Source organism: Seonamhaeicola sp. ML3 (assembly GCF_023273855.1).
In the GTDB taxonomy this organism is placed as follows: Bacteria; Bacteroidota; Bacteroidia; order Flavobacteriales; family Flavobacteriaceae; genus Seonamhaeicola.
Genome location: NZ_CP096884.1, coordinates 319,375 through 341,758, shown reverse-complemented (window position 1 = coordinate 341,758; position 22,384 = coordinate 319,375). Strand labels below are relative to the sequence as shown.

At 34.4% G+C, this 22,384-nt stretch carries 20 protein-coding genes; 3 read left to right on the top strand and 17 right to left on the bottom strand.

The window, feature by feature from the left end; genetic code table 11:
- Window positions 1-152: 152 nt before the first annotated feature.
- From msrA to M0214_RS01570, 3 genes are all read right to left on the bottom strand, one after another.
- The gene (gene msrA, locus M0214_RS01580; RefSeq protein WP_248723727.1) at window positions 153-815 is read right to left on the bottom strand and encodes a peptide-methionine (S)-S-oxide reductase MsrA; all 663 of its coding nucleotides are present in this window, start codon (window positions 813-815) and stop codon (window positions 153-155) included.
- Between the two features lie 271 nt (window positions 816-1,086).
- Entirely contained in the window at window positions 1,087-1,866 is a 780-nt protein-coding gene (locus tag M0214_RS01575; protein WP_248723726.1) for a zinc ribbon domain-containing protein, read from the bottom strand.
- Between the two features lie 3 nt (window positions 1,867-1,869).
- The gene (locus M0214_RS01570) at window positions 1,870-2,964 is read right to left on the bottom strand and encodes a Nif3-like dinuclear metal center hexameric protein (protein ID WP_248723725.1); all 1,095 of its coding nucleotides are present in this window, start codon (window positions 2,962-2,964) and stop codon (window positions 1,870-1,872) included.
- Window positions 2,965-3,017: 53 nt separating this feature from the next.
- On the opposite strand from M0214_RS01570, the gene lpxK reads away from it, so the two are divergent.
- Complete coding sequence (gene lpxK, locus M0214_RS01565; protein WP_248723724.1) at window positions 3,018-4,028, top strand: tetraacyldisaccharide 4'-kinase; 1,011 nt, start codon at window positions 3,018-3,020, stop codon at window positions 4,026-4,028.
- On the opposite strand, the gene M0214_RS01560 is transcribed toward lpxK, so the two are convergent.
- From M0214_RS01560 to M0214_RS01505, 12 genes are all read right to left on the bottom strand, one after another.
- Window positions 4,018-6,255 (bottom strand): ATP-binding protein, encoded by a 2,238-nt coding sequence (locus M0214_RS01560; RefSeq protein ID WP_248723723.1) that lies wholly within the window; start codon window positions 6,253-6,255, stop codon window positions 4,018-4,020. The two genes, lpxK and M0214_RS01560, sit on opposite strands and share 11 nt — an antisense overlap.
- 56 nt (window positions 6,256-6,311) lie before the next feature.
- Complete coding sequence (gap, locus tag M0214_RS01555) at window positions 6,312-7,301, bottom strand: type I glyceraldehyde-3-phosphate dehydrogenase (RefSeq protein WP_248723722.1); 990 nt, start codon at window positions 7,299-7,301, stop codon at window positions 6,312-6,314.
- A gap of 1 nt (window position 7,302) precedes the next feature.
- Window positions 7,303-8,181, bottom strand: coding sequence for a lipoyl synthase (lipA, locus tag M0214_RS01550; RefSeq protein ID WP_248723721.1), 879 nt, complete (start codon window positions 8,179-8,181; stop codon window positions 7,303-7,305).
- A gap of 35 nt (window positions 8,182-8,216) precedes the next feature.
- Window positions 8,217-9,446: an Nramp family divalent metal transporter gene (locus M0214_RS01545; RefSeq protein ID WP_248723720.1), complete on the bottom strand. Its 1,230-nt coding sequence runs from the start codon at window positions 9,444-9,446 to the stop codon at window positions 8,217-8,219.
- Window positions 9,436-10,332 (bottom strand): hypothetical protein, encoded by an 897-nt coding sequence (locus M0214_RS01540; protein ID WP_248723719.1) that lies wholly within the window; start codon window positions 10,330-10,332, stop codon window positions 9,436-9,438. The genes M0214_RS01545 and M0214_RS01540 overlap by 11 nt, the downstream gene beginning before the upstream one ends.
- A complete protein-coding gene (locus M0214_RS01535) occupies window positions 10,329-10,883 on the bottom strand; it encodes an RNA polymerase sigma factor (protein ID WP_248723718.1) in 555 nt (184 codons plus the stop codon). The genes M0214_RS01540 and M0214_RS01535 overlap by 4 nt, the downstream gene beginning before the upstream one ends.
- Window positions 10,874-11,986: a glycosyltransferase gene (locus M0214_RS01530; protein ID WP_248723717.1), complete on the bottom strand. Its 1,113-nt coding sequence runs from the start codon at window positions 11,984-11,986 to the stop codon at window positions 10,874-10,876. Before M0214_RS01530 ends, M0214_RS01535 begins: the two co-directional genes overlap by 10 nt.
- Before the next feature lie 6 nt (window positions 11,987-11,992).
- Window positions 11,993-12,196, bottom strand: a complete 204-nt coding sequence (locus M0214_RS01525) for a membrane or secreted protein (protein ID WP_248723716.1) — start codon at window positions 12,194-12,196, stop codon at window positions 11,993-11,995.
- A gap of 118 nt (window positions 12,197-12,314) precedes the next feature.
- Window positions 12,315-13,103, bottom strand: coding sequence for an anti-sigma factor (locus M0214_RS01520; protein WP_248723715.1), 789 nt, complete (start codon window positions 13,101-13,103; stop codon window positions 12,315-12,317).
- An 11-nt stretch (window positions 13,104-13,114) separates the two neighbouring features.
- The gene (locus M0214_RS01515; RefSeq protein WP_248723714.1) at window positions 13,115-13,645 is read right to left on the bottom strand and encodes an RNA polymerase sigma factor; all 531 of its coding nucleotides are present in this window, start codon (window positions 13,643-13,645) and stop codon (window positions 13,115-13,117) included.
- Between the two features lie 57 nt (window positions 13,646-13,702).
- Entirely contained in the window at window positions 13,703-14,716 is a 1,014-nt protein-coding gene (gene murB, locus M0214_RS01510; protein WP_248723713.1) for a UDP-N-acetylmuramate dehydrogenase, read from the bottom strand.
- Window positions 14,716-15,906, bottom strand: coding sequence for a pyridoxal phosphate-dependent aminotransferase (locus M0214_RS01505; protein ID WP_248723712.1), 1,191 nt, complete (start codon window positions 15,904-15,906; stop codon window positions 14,716-14,718). Before M0214_RS01505 ends, murB begins: the two co-directional genes overlap by 1 nt.
- A gap of 125 nt (window positions 15,907-16,031) precedes the next feature.
- On the opposite strand from M0214_RS01505, the gene M0214_RS01500 reads away from it, so the two are divergent.
- Entirely contained in the window at window positions 16,032-17,369 is a 1,338-nt protein-coding gene (locus M0214_RS01500) for an aspartyl protease family protein (protein WP_248723711.1), read from the top strand.
- Between the two features lie 56 nt (window positions 17,370-17,425).
- Here the strand turns inward: M0214_RS01500 and M0214_RS01495 are convergent, their stop codons facing one another.
- Entirely contained in the window at window positions 17,426-17,851 is a 426-nt protein-coding gene (locus M0214_RS01495) for a DUF1573 domain-containing protein (RefSeq protein WP_248723710.1), read from the bottom strand.
- 234 nt (window positions 17,852-18,085) lie between these two features.
- Between M0214_RS01495 and M0214_RS01490 the strand changes: the two genes are divergently transcribed.
- Window positions 18,086-20,812 (top strand): valine--tRNA ligase, encoded by a 2,727-nt coding sequence (locus M0214_RS01490; protein ID WP_248723709.1) that lies wholly within the window; start codon window positions 18,086-18,088, stop codon window positions 20,810-20,812.
- Window positions 20,813-20,957: 145 nt separating this feature from the next.
- On the opposite strand, the gene M0214_RS01485 is transcribed toward M0214_RS01490, so the two are convergent.
- Window positions 20,958-22,328, bottom strand: coding sequence for a TlpA disulfide reductase family protein (locus M0214_RS01485; protein WP_248723708.1), 1,371 nt, complete (start codon window positions 22,326-22,328; stop codon window positions 20,958-20,960).
- Window positions 22,329-22,384: the final 56 nt, after the last annotated feature.

Genomic DNA, 22,384 nt, shown 5'->3' with positions numbered 1-22,384 from the left:
AGTTGAATATAAATTATCAAAAACAATAATTTGTTGATTGTATAATATGTAATCAATAAATTTTAATCGATAAATTATCATATTGATATTTTAGCCGATACAATCAAGCTACTTCAGGATTAACTGTTGTAATAATAGTCTTTCAAACGTGTTTAATGCGTTTCTTCCTTAAGAAATTCTTTGGGGAATTTAGCTTTAAATCTATTAAGTCTGGGGATAGAAATACGTTGTATGTAAGGGTGGTCTGGGTGTAGTCTCTCAAAATTCTGATGATAATCTTCGGCTATCCAGAACTTTTGGAAAGGATAAACTTCAGCAGCTATTTTAGCATTTAGTTTTTCTGTCAAAGCTGTTTTTTTCTCCAGAATAATTTGTTTTTGGGCTTCGTTTTGATAAAAAATAATTGAGCGATATTGTGAGCCGTGGTCGGGCCCTTGTCCGTTTACTTGTAGTGGGTTTTGAGAAGCGAAATAGACATCGACTAATATTGAAAAACTTACAATATTGGGGTCGTAGATGATTTCTACTGCTTCTGCATGTCCGGTACGTCCTGTATTACTTGCAGCATAGGTTGGCGATTTAGTATGTCCGCCAGAATATCCAGAAATAGATTCTTCCACGCCTTTAACGCTTTCGAAAACAGCTTCAACGCACCAGAAACATCCGCTAGCGAAATATGCTCTTGCTTTACCGTTTTCTAGAGGGACCTCAACCGGCTCGGCATTGACGACATTTTCCATTTTCTTTTTGGATTGAGCCGAATTATGACAACTAACGAGTAGGGCGATAATGAAGAGTGATATGATGTTTTTCATGGCATATTTTTTAAAGTAAGACGTGTAAAAATACAAAACCTTAAAATTATTGTTGTTCATTTTGTTTCTAAACAGGTGGTCATAAAGGAGAGTCGTCAATATGAGGAGCACAGCGACGTGATAATCTCTTTGTTTGTTTGAACGAATAAAAATATGGATAACCATTTAATAGACTCTTACGTTTCTGCTTCACTCAGAATGACGAAGCGTAAAAAAGAACAAACAAAAAAGCCTCCACAATGTGGAGGCTTTTTAATATAATTTAAATGGATTAAAGCTTTGCAAATAACTTTTCCATTTTTGCTTTTTGTTCTTCTGCCAAAACAGCGTCTACCAAAATTCTACCACTATGCTCATCGGTAATTACTTTTTTACGAGAAGCAATTTCAACTTGTATTTGTGGTGGAATAGTAAAGAAAGACCCTCCAGAAGCACCTCTTTCGATTGGTACAACCGCTAGTCCATTTTTTACGCTTCCTCTAATTCTATCGTAAGCAGCAACTAATCTGTCTTCTATTTGAGTTTTGTATTCATCAGATTTGTTGATTAGTGCTTGCTCTTCTTTTTCTGTTTCAGCTAAAATAGCATCAAGTTCACCCTTTTTGTGTTTAAGGTGAGATTCACGTTCTTTTAAACGCTCTTTAGTTTCAGAAATAACCTCTTTCTTTTGTTCTATTTGGGCTTTAAATTCCTTGATGTGCTTTTCAGCTAATTGAATTTCTAATTCTTGGAACTCGATTTCTTTAGATAAAGAGTTGTATTCTCTGTTATTTCTAACATTCTTTTGTTGCTCTGTATATTTTCCTATTAAAGCTTTAGACTCTTCAATTAGGTTCTTTTTAGAACTGATATCGTTCTCGATAACCTCTAAACTAGCAACAAGTTTTTCTAGTCTAATGTTTAATCCGGCAACTTCATCTTCTAAATCACGAACTTCTAATGGAAGTTCTCCACGAACATTTCTAATTTCATCTATACGAGAATCTATAAGCTGTAAATCGTATAAAGCTCTTAAACGCTCTTCTACAGTTGCTTCTTTCTTTTTAGCCATACTTTAAAAATACTTAACAGGATTGGTATTGGTGTTTGATAAAACGACTGCAAAATTAGTAATTTTTTTTGTAAGATACTGTACTATTAAGTTTTTTGTGTACTGTTCACTCTCGTAATGTCCAATATCTGCTAATAGAATACTGTTTTCGGCCATGAAAAAGTCATGATACTTCAAATCTGCCGTAACAAAAGCGTCTGCACCATTTGCTTTAGCGGCATTTATTGCAAAACTACCAGAGCCGCCCAAAACAGCCACTTTTTTTACTTCTTTATTTAAAAACGAGGAATGTCTTATACAGCCTGTTTTCATGGTAGATTTAAGAAATGCTAGAAAATCTTCTTCCGTCATCGGGGTATTAAGTTCCCCAATCATACCCATGCCAATATCTTTGTTTCGGTTTTCAATAGTAAACACTTCGTATGCTACCTCTTCATAGCTGTGTGTTTTAATTAGGGTCTTTATGATATTAGACTCTAAATGTTTTGCAAAAATAACTGAAACTTGAGTCTCTTCTTCCTCATGTGTTTTTCCTTTTTCACCAATTGTAGGGTTGGAATCTTCATTGCCCTGATAGGTGCCTAGGCCATCTGTATTGAAACTACAATTGCTGTAGTTTCCTATATTACCAGCACCAGCTGCAAATAAGGCCTTTCTTAATTGTTCGGCTTCATGTTTGGGAACATAAGTTGTTAGCTTTTTTATGGTGCCACCTTGCGGTATGAGAATGTTTTTGTTTTTTAGGCCAAGTTTGTTGCAAATCATAGCATTGACTCCTTGAATAGCATTATCAAGGGCAGTATGTATCGCATAAATGGCAATACCGTGTTTAATGGCTTTAAGAATAACACGTTCAACATAAGTTTTACCTGTGATTTTTTTCAAACCCTTAAAGATAATAGGATGAAAGCTTATAATTAAATTGCAGTTATTAGTAATGGCTTCATCTACAACAGCCTCCAATGTATCCAGAGTAACCAGTATACCTGTTAACTTTTCTTTTTTGTCTCCAACTAAAAGCCCAACATTATCAAAATCTTCGGCGTAAGCCAAAGGCGCTAATTCTTCTAAGTGATCAATGACATCCTGAATAATCATTTTATTTGTGCGATTTGATTATTAAACAAATATAAAATATTTACTTTGCCTTGATGAAAATTATTAGATACATCGCTTTTCCATTTGTTCCGGCTTATTATTTAGTCACTTGTTTACGTAATAAGTTATATGATTCTGGCATTAAAAAATCTACGGTATACGATGTTCCTGTTATTTGTGTTGGGAACTTAAGCGTTGGAGGTACTGGCAAAACGCCTATGATTGAGTATTTAATAAATTTACTTAAAACCGATTTTAGAGTTGCTACATTAAGTAGGGGGTATAAACGTAAAACACAAGGTTTCCAATTGGCCGATGAAAACTCTAATGCCGAGTCTATTGGAGACGAGCCTTTTCAGTTTTACAACAAGTTTAAAGGTGAAATCATGGTTTCTGTGGATGCTGATAGAAACAATGGTATTAAAAATCTTTTAAGTCAAGAAAAATCTCCTGAAGTGATTTTGCTTGATGACGCTTTTCAGCACAGAAAAGTAAAAGCAGGTTTCAATATTTTGTTAACCACTTATAGCAAACCTTATTTTAATGATATTGTTTTACCAACAGGTGATTTAAGGGAACCCAGAAGTGGAGCCCAAAGAGCCGATGTTATTGTTGTGACCAAATGCCCCGATAATTTGAGTGACTCCGATAAGCAAGATTACTTAGAGCGGATTAAGCCCAAGGACAATCAAGACGTGTTTTTTAGTTCTATAGTATACTCTGATGAGGTAGTTTGTAAAGGTCAAGGCATTAAGCTAGAAGAACTACCAGAATTTACTTTGGTTACAGGTATAGCAAATGCAAGTCCTATGCTAGAGTTTTTAAACACTCAAGGATGCATTTACAAACATCTGAATTACAAGGATCATCATGAATTTTCCAAGAATGATATTCAAAATTTAGAAAAGGAAGATTTAATTGTAACTACAGAAAAAGATTTTATGCGATTAAAGCAATATGAATCTTTAAAGGAAAAACTATATTATTTGCCAATAAAGGTTTCTTTAGATAATGAAAAAGCCTTTGATATAAAGATTAAGCGCTTTATAGCTTCTATGCAGTAGCCGATTTATTTTTCTTAGACGATAAGGCATTAAATAGTTTCTTTTCGAACTCTTCTTGTTTAAAAGGCTTCGGAATGATATCAGTAAATCCAGCTTCTTCAAACTCATGCATTTTATCTTCAATAGTAACTGCAGTAAGTGCGAAAATGGTTAGTTCTTTATCAAATGTCCTAACAATTTTTGTAGCTTCAATACCACTAATGCCCGGCATATGGATATCCATTAAAATAATGTTGTAGTCATTAGTTTTAATCTTATCCACCGCATCTGTACCATTATCAACGATATCACATTTAAGATTCATTTTAGTAAGAATCTTTTTGGTAATCATTTGATTGATTTTGTTGTCTTCGACCACTAATATTTTAACATTGGTTAAATCTAACTCTGTACTCTCCTCATCAAAATACGATGGTTTTTCAGTACTAACTTCTTTGGCTTTGGTTTTTTCTAAAGGTATTTCGAAATAGAAAGTTGTTCCTTTTTCTAATTCACTTTTTACATGGATTTCACCTTTAAGGATATCAATCAAACCTTTAACAATAGATAGTCCTAAACCGGTACCTCCATATTTTCTATTAATTTGAATAGATCCTTGAGAGAAACTTTCAAACATCTTTTCTTGTTTCTCTTGGCTAATACCAATACCATTATCTTCAACTTCAAATCTTAGCGTATACATTTTCTTCTTAACTTCCATCTGGTATACTCTTATCCATATGTCGCCATCTTTGGTGAACTTGATGGAATTACCTATAAGGTTTATTAAGATTTGAGATATTTTTATTTGGTCTGCAATAAAGTTTTCAGGGAGATGCTGGTCGTATTCGAAGTGAATCTGAACATTATTATCCTGAGCAGAATTGTTTAATGCCAAAATGATATTGTTTATCTTCTTTTTTAAGTTGAATGGTTCTAACTCTAAGTTAACTTTATTGGCTTCAATTTTATTTATTTGAAGAATATCATTGATGAAGGTCAATAAATAATCACCCGAGAATTTTAAAGATTTTAAATGCTGAATTTGAGAAGGTTTGGGGTCTTCTTCTAACAGCATGTTACTTAATCCTGTCACCGCATATAATGGCGTTCGTAGCTCATGGGTTACGGTAGAAAGGAAGTTGGCTTTTGTTTTTGAAGCTAATTCGGCTTTTTCTTTTGCAATAATAAGTTCACCATTTTTTTTGTGAAGCATATTATTGGTCTTTAATCTTATGTTGTTGTTCTTATATAGCGAAAGTGTTAATAGAGACAGAATGGTAATTAGAGCCACACTTAAAATAGAAATTAGTGTTCTTACCCCATTATCTTCTTCTTCCTCTTTAGCTTGGGCTTCAAGTTCTTCGATTCTATCGTTCTTTTCTTTAATAAGAAACTCTGTTTCCTGTTCTTTTGTAGAGCTTACTCTTGTTAAGTTCCTTATAGAATCTGTAAGTTGTAAGTGAGTATTTAATAGCTCTCTAGACAATTGATAGTTGCCAATATTATTATGTATGTTACTGGCTATAATATAGGCTTGATTTAAAATAGAAGTGAATTTATTCTGCTTTGCAAGTTGCATTCCTTCATTTATCAATTCAATAGCTTTTTGGTTATCTCCAAGCTTATTGTAAACTAAAGCGTGGTTGATAAGACCCTCGCTTTGGGTTTTTTGCAAACCTGTTTTTTTAGCTTGAGCAACAGCTTGCTCTAAAATAGACCTAGCTTGATTAAAATTGTTAAGTAGTATATACGTTTTACCTTCACAAAGTAAAGTTTCTGCAATCCCCTCATCTAGATCTACCTGCTCAAAAAGGTTTTTTGCTGAGGTGAAATAACTAGTAGCCTGGTAGTAGTTGCCCTTGCTAACAAATACCTCTCCAAGAGTTTTATAGGTTTCGGCTAAATTACTGTAATCGTTTATTTCTAATTGAAGTGTCTTGGCCTCGTTTAAAGAATTTATGGCATTATCTTCCTCTTCAATAAGAAGTTGAAGCTTTCCTTTTCTACCGTATATAATACCCAGATATTTCTTGTTATTACCTTTCTCAGCAAGCTTTAAGGCTTCATCAAGATTTCTTTGAGATTCGGAATAATTAAATCGTTCAAGCTCAATTTGAGATTGTTCTATATGATGATTAATACTATTTTGAAGTAACTCAGGGTCATCACTAATACTTTTTTGAGAATAGACTAAAGCGCCTAAAAGCATTATAAATGCAATAGTATATTGTTTTATTTGGGACATAATCACTCAATTATTATCGACAAATATAATCATTTTATCGACAAAATACACTTTTTTCACGACAAATTACACAATAAGTCTATAATTCTTTGAGAATAGCCAGTTTCGTTGTCGTACCAACCTATAATTTTTACCATGTTACCAATTACAGAGGTCATTTGTGAATCGAAAACACAGGAGTGTGTATTTCCAATAATATCAATGGAAACTATTGGGTCTTCGGTATACTCTAATATACCTTTGTAGTCGTTCTGAGCAGCTTTTTTGAAAGCGGTGTTTATATCTTCAATAGAGACCGTTTCTTTTACATTAAAGGTAATATCTGTTAAAGAGCCATTAATGACAGGAACCCGAATACCACAACCTCCTATAACACTGGAGAGTTCTGGGAAAATTTTAGTCAATGCCTTAGCAGCACCTGTTGTAGTAGGAACAATAGATTGGCTCGCTGCTCTTGATCGCCGTAAATCTCTATGTGGTTGGTCGTGTAAACTTTGGTCGGTAGTGTAGGAGTGGACTGTAGTTATATAAGCCTGGTCTATTCCGCATAGTTTGTTGACAATGTCAATCATTGGAGCGGCATTGTTTGTTGTACAGGACGCATTAGAGATAATAGTTTCAGAACCGTCAAGGCTATCATCGTTAACACCCAAAACAATAGTTTTAATGTCATCTTCGATAGAAGGGACACTTAAAATTACTTTTTTAGCTCCGTTTTTTACATGATAATTTAATTCTGAAGTACTTTTAAATTTTCCTGTAGATTCAATAACGAAATCTACATTATAGGGAGACCAATCAATAGTTTTAGGATGAGTTTCTCTTAGTAGGGGAACGTTTTCATTATTAATGATGATGTGGCTTTCATCTGAAGAAATATGACCATTAAAAAGGCCATGAACACTATCGTATTTAAGAAGGTGGGCTAAGGTTTTAGCATCGGCTAAATCATTAATAGCCACTACTTTTATGTTTTTATATTCTTGGAGTAATCTAAAAACACGACGGCCTATACGACCAAAGCCGTTTATTGCAACAGTGGTCATTTTAGTGAATATGTTTCTGTGCTCTATAAGACGAGCGTACTAAAGCGCTACTTTCTACATGACGAAATCCTAGCGATTTACCAATTTCTTCAAATTCCTTGAATTGGTCCGGATCAATAAATTTTTTAACAGGAAGATGTTTTTTACTAGGTTGAAGATATTGCCCTATGGTAACAACATCTACATCGTTATCCTTTAAGTCATGAAGGGTTTCAATGACTTCTTCACGAGTTTCACCAAGTCCAAGCATTATTCCAGATTTTGTGCGTCTTTGTCCGGCCTGCTTTAAATATTTTAAAACACCCATACTACGATCATACTGTGCCTGGATTCTAACCTCTCGGGTTAAGCGTCGTACAGTTTCAATATTATGAGAAACAACCTCGGGCGCTACATCAACTATTCTATCTATATGTTTTTCTAGGCCTTGAAAATCTGGTATTAAGGTTTCAAGTGTAGTCTCAGGATTCATTCTGCGAACGGCTTTAACCGTTTCTGCCCACATGATACTTCCCATATCCTTAAGATCATCTCTATCTACACTTGTTAAAACGGCATGTTTTATTTTCATGATTTTTATAGAGCGTGCTACCTTTTCGGGTTCATCCCAATCAACAGATTCTGGTCTGCCAGTTTTTACTCCACAAAAACCACAAGAGCGTGTGCAAATATTACCAAGAATCATGAATGTAGCAGTACCTTCTCCCCAACATTCTCCCATGTTAGGACAACTTCCGGAGGTGCAAATTGTATTCAATTGGTATTTGTCTACTAAGCCTCTTAATTCGGTATATTTCTTTCCTGTTGGAAGTTTAACACGTAACCATTTTGGTTTTGCTTTTCTTTCAGGTAATATATTAGATGTTGCTTCTTTTTGCATAGTAAAAAAATGAATTGCAAAAATACGTGATTTTTTTATAAAGTGGTAAGATACCAGATGCTAAAGCCAATTAAAAAAACGATACCAGACCAACTTAATATTTTCATGTATTTATTGGGGTGCCATGCTTTAGGGGTGTGTTTGCTGGAGATTAGTCTAAAGTTAATAAACGCATAAAATGGCGCTGTTATAAACGACAGTATAGTGGCAATTTTTACTAATAACGCCATTTCAGAAGCAAAGAAGAAAAATATACCAATGGTACCTACTACCAATAGCAGTATCCAAATTAAATAGCCTTGTTTGTAATTTCTATTTAATAGTAGTTCTTGGGTTTTATTCATAGCTCTAGGAGAGGCATCTAAACAGGTTAATGTCGTGCTGAACATCGTTGTAAATGCAGCAATCGCTACTAGGGGTTTGGCCCATTTTCCAATGCTTCCTGTGTACATGTCTATGAGTTGATTTGCGAATTGACCTGCCGAGCCTCCAAAAGATTTGTCTGTACCAAACATTACTAAACAGCCCAGTAGCACAAAACAAACACCTAAAAACACAGTGCCTAGATACCCTACATTAAAATCGAATAAAGCTGAATTTGGGTTTTTCGATTTAGTGTCTTTATGTTTTTCTACAGCCCAAAGCGAATGCCAAACCGAAACATCTAAAGGTGCTGGCATCCATCCCATAAAGGCAATTAGGAATATTATTTCGGGAGTTTCCTTCGGAAATATTTGAGTAAACGAAACATCAGAATGGTTACCGTAAAAAGCCATTGATACAGCCGCTATAGTACTTAGCGATAGCACTACGATGATGATTTTTATGAGGTTATCCAGTAGTTTGTATTTTCCAACAAGGAGTAATATTAAACAAATTAGGAGTATGATAACGGTCCAAATTTTTATGGTTAAATCGGCATCAAAACCAAGGTTTCCAAATAGGGAAGAAGCCAATCCCGCAGTAACAATAGTAACCGCCGTTTGTATGGTGAACATTGTGGCAAGCGTTAAGATATAATAGGCTGCTAATACGCCTTTACCTAATTTTTTGTAACCGTCTAATAGACTTTCACCTGTTGCTGCAGCGTATTTGGGGCCGTATTGAAAAAAAGGATACTTAAACAGGTTTGCCAATAATAGTGCCCAGAGTAAACCCAAACCAAAATCGGCTCCAGCTCTGGTAGATTGTACTAAATGCGATACTCCAATGGCCGCCCCGGCAAACAGTAATCCTGGGCCTAGGTTTTTAATTTTAGTAATCAAAGAGGGATGATTTTTTTATTCTGAAATTGTCTTTAATCTTCATTAAGTGCATATTGTCAACATAACAATATTCCAAAACTTTGGTAACGTCTCTTTTTCCTTTTCCTCTTTGGGTAACTACTATATTATCAACTGTAATAAGGCTTTTAGGTTCTGTGTCAGAGCTAAAAATAGAGACTTTAGCATGCCTTAGGCCATCACCTTTCCCGAGGTTTATAAGTGTATCTGATGGATTGCCAGTAAAGTCTTCGATAAAGTTTTTTTTAAACGGAATACGTTCAAAATCAAAATCTAGAGTTTCTTTTTTAAACCATTTGTTATCCTTTTCGGAAAAAGGAATTTCATTAAAATTTTGAAAATTGTTCCATGACACATAAATAGTAATGGCGGCTTCTGCTAGCCAAACTAACCACAGTGCAATACCTGTAAGTGGAATTGGATTGGAAAGTCCCAGCGACCAAAGTCCTATTTTGTTAATGTCTGTAATGTATTCAATAACTAAATCTGGTCGGCCTAGTATGTTAATGAAAAAACCAAATTCTGAAATAAGAAGTCCGGGTTTGAAGTCTTCAAAGGAAACAATAAAAAGGTAACAAACCCATTGAAAGTAAACCGCTAAAACAGCTAGGATTATGGTTGCCGTTATAGACAGTTTTCTGTTTCGTATTTTAAAGATGGCTTTAAACCCTCTACTTACAAAAGATACTATAAAACCATAGGCAATCACAATTAAAAAGTTGAAATATATTATAGGTAAGAAGGTAATGATAAGGCTGTAAAAGAAACTAAAAATTAGAATTACAATAGAACTACAAATAAAGTAAAGCGATAGGTTTATTGGTGGGGCAATACCAGATTCTTTGTAAAATACAGTTTGCGGATTCATTTAGGTGTATTTTTCTTAATAATGTCTGCCAATAATTTTTTGGCTCTTAGAAGTTTTACCTTAACATTGTTTATGGGTTCATCGAGTTCTTTAGAAATTTCTCTATAACTCAATTCTTGAAAATATCTTAGGTTTATAACCTTTTGGTAATGGGGTTTTAGTTTTTTAATGTCGCGAAGAAGTTTGGCTAAATTCTGCTCGGTAATTAGTTTGTCTTCTACCGAAGGCGATTCGTCTAAAATTTGTAATACCGATTTTTCATCATTAGAAAGCATGTTGGAAATAGACTTCTTCTCTTTCCTTAGTAAATCGATATGAATGTTTTTAGAAATGGTTATCAGCCAAGTTTTGAATTTAAATGAAGGGTCGAAAGTTTCTATCCTATCAAAAGCTCTAGAAAATGTTTGGATAGCGATATCCTCGGCGTCATTTTCGTTTTCAATACGTTTTAACTGAAATCCGTAAACATCATCCCAATACTTATCTAGTAAAAAATTGAATGCTTTTTGATCGTTTTCTTTGGCCCGTTTAATGGCTTCGTTTATTTCCAATGGTTTGGTTTTGAAATAAGATTGTTTATAAATATAGCTAATTGTGAAACAACTAAAAAAACTTCCCAAAAAGGAAGGAGCCATAAAACATCGGTTTCATTTAGTTTTTTAGCTGAAAAGCCATAAACGATATATTGAATAATGATTCTAGATAAAACTAATAACAAGACTATGGGCCACTTATATAAAGCGATTAGAAGCACGCAGCCTAAAAACCAAAAAAGAAAGGTGCTGCAATAAAATACCGTTAGTAGTATTTTATGTTTTAGTTTATAGTGTTTAGCAGTAGAAACGTGGCGGCGTTTTTGCTTAAACCACGTTTTAAAGGTTAGTTTGGGGGTGGAAGTCGTTATACTATTTTTAGTATAGCATATAGCCGTATTATGCTTTGTTGCTGCTTGGTTTACAAATAGATCATCGTCTCCCGAGCGCACTTGAATGTGATTTATAAATCCGTTAGCATTAAAGAATTCTTTTTTTGTGTAAGCTAAGTTTCTACCCACGCCCATATAGGGTAATCCTAATTTGGCAAACGAAAAATATTGAATAGCTGTAACTAGGGTTTCAAACCGTACTAGTTTGTTTATGAACGATTTTTTAATTTTTGTGTAAGCTCCATAACCAAGTACGATACTTTTCTCATTATTAAAATGAGAGGTCATCTCATAAATCCAATATTTTGAAACTGGTTTACAGTCGGCATCTGTAAACAATAAATAATCGTACTTAGAGGCTTTAATACCCAACGTAAGGGCATACTTCTTGTTTCCCCAAAATGCTTCAACATTCTTAACGTTTACTATTTTGATTGTATCGTGTTGTTTTTCGAAAGCCTCCATAACCTCGAGTGTGTCATCACTGGAAGCATCATTAATAAGGACGATTTCAAAGTCTGGATATTTTTGAGCTACAATTGAAGGAAGGAATCTTTTTAGGTTTTCGGCTTCATTTTTTGCGCAGATAATTACCGAAACACCTATTTTTTTTGGCTGTTGTTTTTTTTCTTTTGAAAACGAGAATTTCCCGAAAAAGAATACGTGGAATATTACTTGAACACTAACTATACCAATAAACGCATAGTAAATAATATCAAGTACAATCATTAATGTTTACGAATGTTGAGGTTCGTTACAATCTGCAAATTGATCTGGTGTTTTTCCGCAAAAACCACAAGCTTCGCCTTCTTGGTTTAGCATGGGGTTTTGGCTGGCGCAAGTGCCTGCGAATTTACCGTCTTTTTTTGCCCAGATTTTAATAGCTATACCTGCAATGGCAAGACCTAAAATAGCTATGGTGATTAAGAAAAGTTTCATTTAGGATAATTTTGAGCAAAGTTAATGTTTTATACTTTAATAGGCAGACTCACGGGTATAAAAAAAAGCGCTATTCCAACTGTTGGAATAGCGCTTTTTTATTTTTAGACTTATATTTTTATTGTAAACTAATTTCGGCTACTTTGTTTTCTAGAGATGCGATTTTATTACCTCCCTTTGGCTCTATAGTTATGTTTAACGCAAGAGCATCTTCGGCATAAGGAATATTTATAAGCTGTCTATCTGCCTCGTTTAAAATGCCCAAACTAATCATCTTACCTTGTAATTCTGCCCAAATTTGATAGCATTGCTCATCGGGTAATTCTGGTAAGGAAACGACGTCTATCATCGAAGTCTTCTCCTTAGGATTAATGTAGGCTACCGTTTTTAGTTCTTTAGCTCTTTCGTTACCATTAATGATGTATTTAGCCGTTTCTGGGTCGTTAAGTTTTAATAACTGTCTGTAAACAGCATCTAGAGCCTTTCTGTTTTCTGCTATATCATCGCGTAAATCCCAAATTTCTTCATCAAATACAACAGTGTCACTTTCTAATTTTTGAGCTTGGTCGTAGTAATAAATTGATGTTCCTGCAAAAAGCAAGGCTGCAAAACAAGCAGCGATACTTAATTTATACCACTTTTTGTATTTATTTGTGCTTGCCATATTGATGACTGGAGCTTCGTCTAACTCTTCTAAAATATGGTTTAGAATATTTTTGGGAGCTTCAACGGCATTACTTTTTGCAACTACTTCAAGGTTATGCTGCAAGGTGTTGTATGCATTCTGTACCTCGGGGTACTTTGATATAAAAGTTTCAACCTGTTCCGTTTCAGCAGGAGAGGTTGCCCCTATTAGATATTTTTCTAAAAGGCCAGAACTTAAAAAAGTATTTATTTTCTCATTCATGACTTTATCATTTACGGATTGTAAATCTTTTTCAATTCACGTAATCCAATTTTTAATCTCGATTTTATGGTTCCCAGCGGAATATCCAATTCATCACTGGCTTCTTGTTGTGTCATACCCTCGAAAAAGAGCGCATTCAAAACAATTTGATATTTTTCATCAAGCGTTCCTAGATGTTTTTTTATGTCTATAACGTCTTGGTTAATGCTATCTGCTGTAAATGTATATACGACAGAGGTCTCAATTTGGATGTCTTTGCCGGTCTTATTCTTTAAAGATCGTACTTTGTCTATTGCCGTATTATAGGCTATCCTGTATAGCCAAGTGAACAATTTGGCCTTGCTGGCATCGTATTTTTTAGCATATCGCCAAATTTTTACAAAACTTTCTTGAAGGACATCTTGGGCCGTATCTTCGTCTTTTATTACTTTTTTAATAACACCATAGAGTGCATCAGCATAGTTTTCATAGAGTAAAGAAATGGCTTTTTTATCTCCCACTTCCAATAGAGCCACTATTTGTTTTTCAATTGATGTTACCAAATTAAATGCAGTTTAGCCGATGATACAATTACTCCAAATTTAGAAATTTCTTTTACATTACAGGATATTAACCTCGGCTTCGATAGAAATATTGAATAATCTCTTTACAGTTTTCTGGATTAACTGAGAAAGCTTTAAAATATCTTCACCTTTAGCACCTCCATAATTAACCAACACCAAGGCTTGGTTTTTGTGAACGCCGTAACTGTCAAAACGTTTGCCCTTAAACCCTGATTTTTCTATAAGCCAACCGGCCGGTACTTTTACTTCTGTTTCAGAAATAGGATAGCTTGGGATATCTTCAAAATTATCTTGTAGCGTTTTAAATAGGGTTGTAGAGATCACAGGATTTTTAAAAAAGCTACCACTATTACCTATCACCTTCGGATTTGGCAATTTACGTTCTCTAATGGCAATTACAGCTTTAGAAACATCTTGAATCGTTGGCGTTCTTACGCCCATAGTATCTAATTCTGAAGTTATAGCACCGTAGTTAGTATGTAAAGTATGATTTCGTTTGCTTAGTTTGAAAGTAACACTGGTGATGATGAATTTGCCCTTGGCGTCATTTTTAAAAATGGAATTTCTATAACCAAACTCACAATCTGATTTTGAAAATGTTTTTAAGGATTGGTTATCAATGGAAATTGCTTTACAAGATTCAAAAGTATCTTTAAGTTCCACACCATAGGCTCCAATATTTTGTATGGGAGCTGTGCCAACATTTCCGGGGATTAATGATAGGTTTTCAATACCTCCATAATCATGGTCTAGACACCATAAAACAAACCCGTGCCAGTTTTCACCTGCGTTAGCTTTTACCGTAACATAATCACTGTTTTCTGTAATAACAGAAATACCCTTTATGTTAACATGAATAGCAAGTCCATCAAAATCTTTGGTAAGGAGCATGTTGCTGCCGCCACCTAATATTAATTTCTTAGGGTAGTTCGATAATTTTAAAACATCCTTTAATTCCTTGTTATTTGAAACTGAAATAAAATATTTGGCATTAACATCAATACCAAACGTATTATAAGGTTTTAAAGATATGTTTTGTTCAATATGCACTAGTCTTTATAAACTTTTAAGGCTTCCTTTATAATATTTACGGCTTTAACCAAGCTTCTTCTATTAAGTACGTAGGCAATTCTTATTTGGTTTTTACCAATATCTTGAGAGGAGTAAAATCCGCTTGCAGGAGCTACCATAACCGTTTCATTATCAATATCAAAAGACTCTAAAATCCATTGTGCAAAATGATCGGCATTTTTTACCGGAAGTTCAGCGATGCAATAAAACGCACCCTTAGGCAAAGAAACTTTAACACCATCTATTTTTTTGAGTGCTTCAATTAAGGTATCTCTTCTGTTAATATACTTGTTTTTTACTTCCTCGAAATAGCTTTGAGGAGTATCTAATGCGGCTTCACTGGCTATTTGAGCATAAGTAGGTGGACTTAATCGTGCTTGTGCAAATTTTAAAACGGTATGTCTTATGGTTTCATTTCTGGTTACCAAACAACCAACCCTTGCACCACACATACTGTAACGTTTAGAAACAGAGTCTATCATTATGGTGTGTTCGTCAAGGCCTTCTAACTCTAAAATAGAATAATGAGGTTCCCCATCATATGTAAACTCACGGTATACTTCATCAGATATTAAAAACAAATCATGGCGCTTAACAATATCGGCCAATTGTTTAATTTCTTCTTTTGAATATAAGCAACCTGTAGGGTTTCCTGGGTTGCATATCATTATGGCCTTTGTTCTTGGTGTAATTAGCTTTTCAAATTCCTCAATCTCGGGTAATGCAAAATTATCTTCCATTTTAGAGACAATCGGAACGACTTTTACACTTGCAGCAGTGGCAAAGGCAATGTAATTCGCATAAAAAGGTTCGCAAATTATTACCTCGTCATCAACATCCATAATACTACCAAATATAAAGGCAATGGCCTCGCTAGCTCCAGTAGTAACTACAATATCTTTATGAGAAACTTTAATATTATGGTAATCGTAATATGCTGCTAATTTCTTTCTGTAGGTTTCAGAGCCCTCAGAACGTGAATAGGATAAAATCTCTACAGTATTTTCTTTTACTGCATTTAGAGCGATTTCGGGTGTTTTAATATCGGGCTGTCCAATATTTAAATGATATATATGCTTGCCATGTTTTCTAGCTTCCTCTGCATACGGAACCAATTTCCTTATTGGAGATTCCGGCATTAATTGTCCCTTTTTAGATATTGTTGGCATCCAATTTTAATTTTAGTCTGCAAATTTGAGAAAATTATCTTAAAGTTTTTTTAAAAATTGATGATAAATCCAAAGCCTTTTTGAAAGATTTGTAAATTGAAACAACTAATGATACATTTCTATAAATGAAAAAGTTAGTGCCATTAGCTTTGCTTTTAATCACTTGTTGTCATGGATTGTTTTCTCAAAACAAATTTATAATTCAGAATAAAAAACAAGTTACAAAAGTTAATTTCAAGCTAATTAACAATCTAATCGTTATTCCTGTAAAGGTCAATGGCGTGGACTTATCTTTTATTTTGGATACGGGGGTGAGCAAACCCATTATCTTCAATTTTTTAAATGCTTCAGACTCTTTAAACTTAAAAAGCTCGGAGTCTATTTTTATGAGGGGCCTTGGCGGTGGTGAAGTTGTAGAGGCCTCAAAATCGCAACGTAATATATTTGAAATAGGAGAAGCCATAAGTATCGAACAGGATTTATTTTCAGTTTATGATTTAGGTGTTGATTTTGGTTCGAGATTGGGCGTTCCCATACATGGTATTATTGGACTCGATATATTCAAAGATTTTGTAGTTGAAATAAAATATGTCTCGGGCCATATAAAGTTGACTAAACCAGAATTGTACAAGTACAAGTCATGTAGAAAATGTGAACGCCTAAATCTTGAGTTTTATAATGATAAACCTTATTTGAATGCTCATGTAAGTATGGGTGGAAATAAAATTCCTGTAAAGCTTTTAATAGATTCTGGTGGTAGCGATAGTTTGTGGTTATTTGAAGATGATTCTTTGGGGATACAATCTGGAAGTAACTATTTTAAAGATTTTTTGGGTAGAGGATTAAGTGGAAGTGTTTTTGGGAAAAGAGGACGAATAGGTGCACTCCATTTAAGCTCGTTTGTGCTCAAAAACGTGAATGTTGCTTATCCAGATTCAACGTCTATTGTTCATGCCAAACGTGTTAAAGTTAGAAACGGTAGTTTAGCCGGAAATGTTCTTAAACGTTTTAATATTGTATTGGACTATAATAAAGCCCTGATTACAATAAGTAAAAACAAAAATTTTAAAGAAAAGTTTAGTTATAACAGAAGTGGTATTGAGCTAGCTCACCAGGGTATGCGATTAATTAAAGAGTATGAGCCCAGTAGCTATAAAGTATTTGGCAAGAACCAGTCTGATGGGGACAATAGTGCTACCTTTCATTTAAGTAGACAATATAAACTGCTTTTAAAACCAGCAATAGCTGTTGTTGAACTTAGGGAACATTCAGCAGCTTATAATGCAGGTTTAAAAAAAGGTGATATTATCTTATCGGTTAATGGTAAGTCTACGCATCAAATGGAATTGCAGAGTATTATGTTAGATTTTTATGGTAACGTAGGTAAACAGATTAGATTGAAAGTAGAAAGGGGACAAGACATCCTAACGTTTACCTTTAGATTAGAAAGTTTGTTAGATTAAATAAAAAAGGCCTAAAAACAATTTTTTAGGCCTTTAATCTTTAGATAAATATATTTTTATTTCTGAACGATACTTTTATCCTTTTTTTCAATAATACTTGCTTTGCTCGAGTCTACAACCAAACCTTTTATTTTTAGGGCAACTGTTGGTGTATCGGCATTAGATATTACCGTTATAGTCTTTCTTATAGGGTTAACTCTGTTAGTATCATATTTAACCTTAATTTCACCAGTTTTACCAGGTAAGATAGGCTCTTTAGGTTTTGAAGGGATGGTACAACCACAAGACGATTTAACATCAGTAATTACTAGAGGCGCATCTCCTGTATTTGTAAATTCAAAAACACGAACACCATCTGAACCTTTTTCAATAGTACCATAGTCTATAGTTTCAGTCTCAAACTTAATTTTAGCGACTTTGTCTTGTGCATTTACAGAAAAGCTGACTAATCCGATAAATAAAATTGTAATTAAATTTTTCATTACTTTATTTTTTAATTCTTCGTAAACATAGGTACTTTTTCTACAACATGCAAAATTTATAGATGAAATGCACCAATGTTAACATATTCTACTTGGCTAAAGTTACATATAACTTTCCTGTGATACCCTAAAATTTTAGTTAAATTATTAACCGTCCAAAAGGACACAATAGTTTTCACAGAAACAGAAATATAAGTACTTTTGCTCATCAAAAGTCAAAAATCATTCCAAAGTATGCAAATTCCGTCTAAATACGATGCTAGCAAGGTAGAAAGCAAGTGGTACGACTACTGGATGAAACATAATTATTTTCATTCAGAACCCGATGAAAGAGAGCCTTATACCATAGTCATTCCTCCGCCTAATGTTACCGGAGTCTTGCACATGGGGCATATGCTTAACAATACCATACAGGACGTATTGATTAGAAGGGCGCGTTTACAAGGTAAAAATGCGTGTTGGGTACCCGGAACAGATCATGCCTCTATTGCTACCGAAGCCAAGGTTGTTGCTAAGTTAAAGGAACAAGGAATTAATAAAAACGATTTAACTAGAGATGAGTTTTTAAAACATGCTTGGGATTGGACCCATGAATATGGGGGTGTTATTCTTGAGCAATTGAAAAAGCTAGGGTGTTCTTGCGATTGGGACCGCTCTAAATTCACTATGGATGACGATATGAGTGAAGCGGTGATTAAGGTATTTGTGGATTTATATAACAAAGGCTTAATTTATCGTGGCTATAGAATGGTGAATTGGGATCCTGAAGCCAAAACTACTTTATCGGATGAAGAAGTTGAGTATATCGACAAACAAGGGAAGTTATATCATATAAAATATAAAATAAGCCCCCTAACCCCCGAAGGGGGAACTGAGCAGGATGCTCAACATAAGAGTGAGAGTTCCCCTCCTTCGGAGGGGTTAGGGGAGGCCTTTTTAACTATTGCAACTACACGCCCTGAAACTATTTTGGGAGATACAGCAATTTGCATCAACCCAACAGATGAGCGTCATTTCAATTTAAAAGGTAAAAAGGCCGTTGTGCCAATTTGTGATAGAGTGATTCCTATAATTGAAGATGAGTATGTAGATGTTGAGTTTGGTACCGGATGTTTAAAAGTTACACCGGCTCATGATGAGAACGATAAAGTATTAGGGGACAAGCACAATTTAGAAGTGGTAGATATCTTTAATGAAGATGCTACTCTAAATAGTTACGGCTTGCATTACGAGGGCAAAGACCGTTTTGAGGTTAGAAAGGCCATTGTAAAGGAACTTGACGAGCTAGGACTGATTGCTAAGATTGAAGAACATAATAACCGTGTTGGAATTTCAGAAAGAACCAAAGCTATCATTGAGCCAAGGCTATCAGACCAGTGGTTTTTAAAGATGGAAGATTTGGTAAAACCGGCTATTAAGGCAGTTTTAGATGAAGAAAATGACATTCAGTTATTCCCAAAGAAGTTCGAAAACACCTATCGTCACTGGATGGAAAACATCCGCGATTGGAATATTTCACGTCAGTTATTATGGGGGCAACAAATTCCGGCATATTACTATGGCGATGGCAAAGAAGATTTTGTTGTTGCAGAATCTGTTGAAGAAGCTCTAGAATTGGCTAATAAAAAGCTAAATGTCACCTCGAGCGGAGTCGAGAGGTCAATTACTAAAGAAGACTTAAAACAAGAAACCGATGCGCTAGACACTTGGTTCTCATCGTGGTTATGGCCAATGAGCGTTTTTGATGGCATAAGAAACCCCGAAAACGACGATATAAAATACTATTACCCAACCAACGATTTGGTAACAGGTCCAGATATTCTATTTTTCTGGGTGGCCCGTATGATTATTGCTGGGTACGAGTACAAAAATGATAAGCCTTTTAAAAATGTGTATTTAACAGGTTTAGTACGCGATAAACAACGTCGTAAAATGAGTAAGTCTCTGGGGAATTCACCCGATGCTTTAAAACTTATCGAGGAATACGGTGCTGGAGGTGTACGTGTTGGATTGCTGTTGAGTGCAGCTGCTGGTAACGATTTATTGTTCGATGAAGCCCTATGTCAGCAAGGAAAAGGTTTAGGTAATAAAATTTGGAGTGCGTTTTATTTAACAACCTTATGGGAGGTGTCTGAAACTGTTGAGCAGCCACAATCCAGTAAAATAGCATTAGAATGGTACGAAGCTAAATTTCAAAAAGCTTTAGCAGACATTGAAGACCATTTTAGTAAATACCGCTTAAGCGATGCTATTATGGCCATTTACAAATTAATTTATGATGATTTCTGCGGTTGGTTACTGGAAATTGTAAAACCAGCATATCAACAACCAATAGATGCTATAACATACAATGCAGTTATAAGTTTACTAGAAGACAACTTAAAGATCTTGCATCCGTTTATGCCGTTTATTACCGAAGAAATTTGGCAGTTAATTACTGAAAGAACATCAGAAGACGCCTTAATAGTAGCTACATGGCCAGAATTAAAACCTGCAAATGAACCCTTAATTGCTGAATTTGATTTTGCCGCCGATGTTATTTCTGGTATTAGGACCATAAGAAAAGAAAAGAATATTGCGTTTAAAGATGCTATCGCGTTTTCGGTAATTAACAATGAAAAGCAAGCCAACACTTTCGATGCCGTTATTAAGAAATTAGGTAACCTTGAAGGTGTTGAATATGTAAACGAAACAATTGATGGCGCGTTGACCTATCGTGTAAAATCTAACGAATACTTTATACCAATGGCTGGTGCTATTGATGTGGAGGCTGAAATTAAAAAGCTAACAGACGAGTTAAGTTATACTGAAGGTTTCCTTAAATCTGTACAAAAGAAACTCTCTAACGAACGTTTTGTAAATAATGCGCCAGAGCAGGTTGTCGCTAGTGAAAAGAAAAAGGAAGCAGATGCATTGGCTAAGATTGAAACCTTAAAGGCGAGTTTAGCTAGTTTGGGGTAGTGTTCGTTTAACGGTTGGTGTTAGGATAGTTGCGTGGTTAAGCCCCTAACTTAGAAAAAATGGAACGAACCAGAGGAAAATCCGCAGGATTTTCCGAGTAGGCTAGAACCAAGCAATTATTATTATAGATGCTAGAACACGTTTCTTATTTTTTTGTAGATATTCCTAACAATTCTAATTTATTGTTCAAGTCTTTTCCTCTCAAATTGGTAGCAATAATTCTTCCGTTAGGATCAATTAGATATGTAGTTGGCCAGGAGTTGATGTTATAGCCTTTTGTAATTGTTGTTTTTTCTGCCTCATTAATAGTTGGCCAATTAATATTCTTTTCTTTAACAAATTTTTTAATATCAATGTTTTTCCTAATGTCGGCAATTCCAATAAATTCTATTTCACTCCTGTTAAATTTATTGTAAGTTTCATTTATGTAGGGAAACTCTATGATGCATGGGGGACATGATGAGCTCCAGAAGTCGACATATACATATTTCCCTCTGTATTTATCCAAAGAAATTTTAATGTCATCTAGTATATTATTGCCACTAAAATTTGGGGCTATCATTCCAACTTGAGCTCCGATGGGAGTCTTTCTATTATCCGAGTCGTCAGAACTTATGGTTAGTTTTACTTTATCATTGTTTTGTGAAACTGGAGAATATTGTATGTAATAACCATTTACATTTAAATATTGATAAGGGTTTATCATATCTTTTCGGTCAAGATTGCTAAAATAAGGGCGGTCTTTTACTAGATAGATAGAATTGTTAAGACTAAATGATTCGGAAATCATCAAATAGGTTTCGTTCCCTAATTCGACTTTACCATATCTAAATTGCGGAAAACTAAATGTTAATTCTTGACTATTATAACTGTTTTTGACCCAAAGCAATTGTTGGTCTTTTTTTATTGAATCTCCATCAAAATATTCGATATCAACAGATTGAGAATTTTTAATTATATCATCATGTTTTCTTAAATCAAACAATAGAGGCTTCATTTCGTCATCAGAATAATCATTATTATTATTGGTATCGACTATATATACAATTCTATCATCCGTTGTTAAACCAGATACTACTGAAATTGTGTTTTTTACCATCTTATCAGTTAAATGGATAGTATCTGAAAGGTTTCTTTTCCTTACTTTAACACTTTGAAGAAAGAATTCTTTGCTATAAATACCCTGCTTGTAATTTTGGTAGTAGAATTGTAGGTCGTTCAAAATAATAAGATACTCTTTTATATTGGTCAACGAGTCAGGTAGATTTTTCATTGTAGGGTACCCTTTTAACTCCTCACTATTTTTACTAATTAAATCTCTTGAACCTATTTCAATACCGAAATTACCAGAAGGGCCAAACCCATGTACAACTTTATCAAGTTCAACTATTTTTGAAATTGTTTTTGTGGTATCTATTACTATAATATTTTTAAATTCAGGGTTGTTTTTAATTCTTTGAGCGTGAATAGTAACAGTGGTTAATAAAATAAAAGTCAAGAATAGTTTGTTTTTCATTTATTTAAAGATTTAGTTAATATTCTTCAGGATTTTCGGCCGTAAAACAACATAAC

What these genes read in the sequence shown, in the direction of transcription:
- gap (WP_248723722.1), bottom strand. Translation starts at nt 7,301, where the DNA reads ATGACCACTGTTGCAATAAACGGCTTTGGTCGTATAGGCCGTCGTGTT.
- M0214_RS01525 (WP_248723716.1), bottom strand. Translation starts at nt 12,196, where the DNA reads ATGAAACTTTTCTTAATCACCATAGCTATTTTAGGTCTTGCCATTGCA.
- M0214_RS01530 (WP_248723717.1), bottom strand. Translation starts at nt 11,986, where the DNA reads ATGATTGTACTTGATATTATTTACTATGCGTTTATTGGTATAGTTAGT.
- msrA (WP_248723727.1), bottom strand. Translation starts at nt 815, where the DNA reads ATGAAAAACATCATATCACTCTTCATTATCGCCCTACTCGTTAGTTGT.
- M0214_RS01505 (WP_248723712.1), bottom strand. Translation starts at nt 15,906, where the DNA reads ATGCCAACAATATCTAAAAAGGGACAATTAATGCCGGAATCTCCAATA.
- M0214_RS01570 (WP_248723725.1), bottom strand. Translation starts at nt 2,964, where the DNA reads ATGATTATTCAGGATGTCATTGATCACTTAGAAGAATTAGCGCCTTTG.
- M0214_RS01490 (WP_248723709.1), top strand. Translation starts at nt 18,086, where the DNA reads ATGCAAATTCCGTCTAAATACGATGCTAGCAAGGTAGAAAGCAAGTGG.
- M0214_RS01495 (WP_248723710.1), bottom strand. Translation starts at nt 17,851, where the DNA reads ATGAAAAATTTAATTACAATTTTATTTATCGGATTAGTCAGCTTTTCT.
- M0214_RS01485 (WP_248723708.1), bottom strand. Translation starts at nt 22,328, where the DNA reads ATGAAAAACAAACTATTCTTGACTTTTATTTTATTAACCACTGTTACT.
- M0214_RS01540 (WP_248723719.1), bottom strand. Translation starts at nt 10,332, where the DNA reads ATGAATCCGCAAACTGTATTTTACAAAGAATCTGGTATTGCCCCACCA.
- M0214_RS01560 (WP_248723723.1), bottom strand. Translation starts at nt 6,255, where the DNA reads ATGTCCCAAATAAAACAATATACTATTGCATTTATAATGCTTTTAGGC.
- M0214_RS01520 (WP_248723715.1), bottom strand. Translation starts at nt 13,103, where the DNA reads ATGAATGAGAAAATAAATACTTTTTTAAGTTCTGGCCTTTTAGAAAAA.
- M0214_RS01500 (WP_248723711.1), top strand. Translation starts at nt 16,032, where the DNA reads ATGAAAAAGTTAGTGCCATTAGCTTTGCTTTTAATCACTTGTTGTCAT.
- lpxK (WP_248723724.1), top strand. Translation starts at nt 3,018, where the DNA reads ATGAAAATTATTAGATACATCGCTTTTCCATTTGTTCCGGCTTATTAT.
- M0214_RS01575 (WP_248723726.1), bottom strand. Translation starts at nt 1,866, where the DNA reads ATGGCTAAAAAGAAAGAAGCAACTGTAGAAGAGCGTTTAAGAGCTTTA.
- lipA (WP_248723721.1), bottom strand. Translation starts at nt 8,181, where the DNA reads ATGCAAAAAGAAGCAACATCTAATATATTACCTGAAAGAAAAGCAAAA.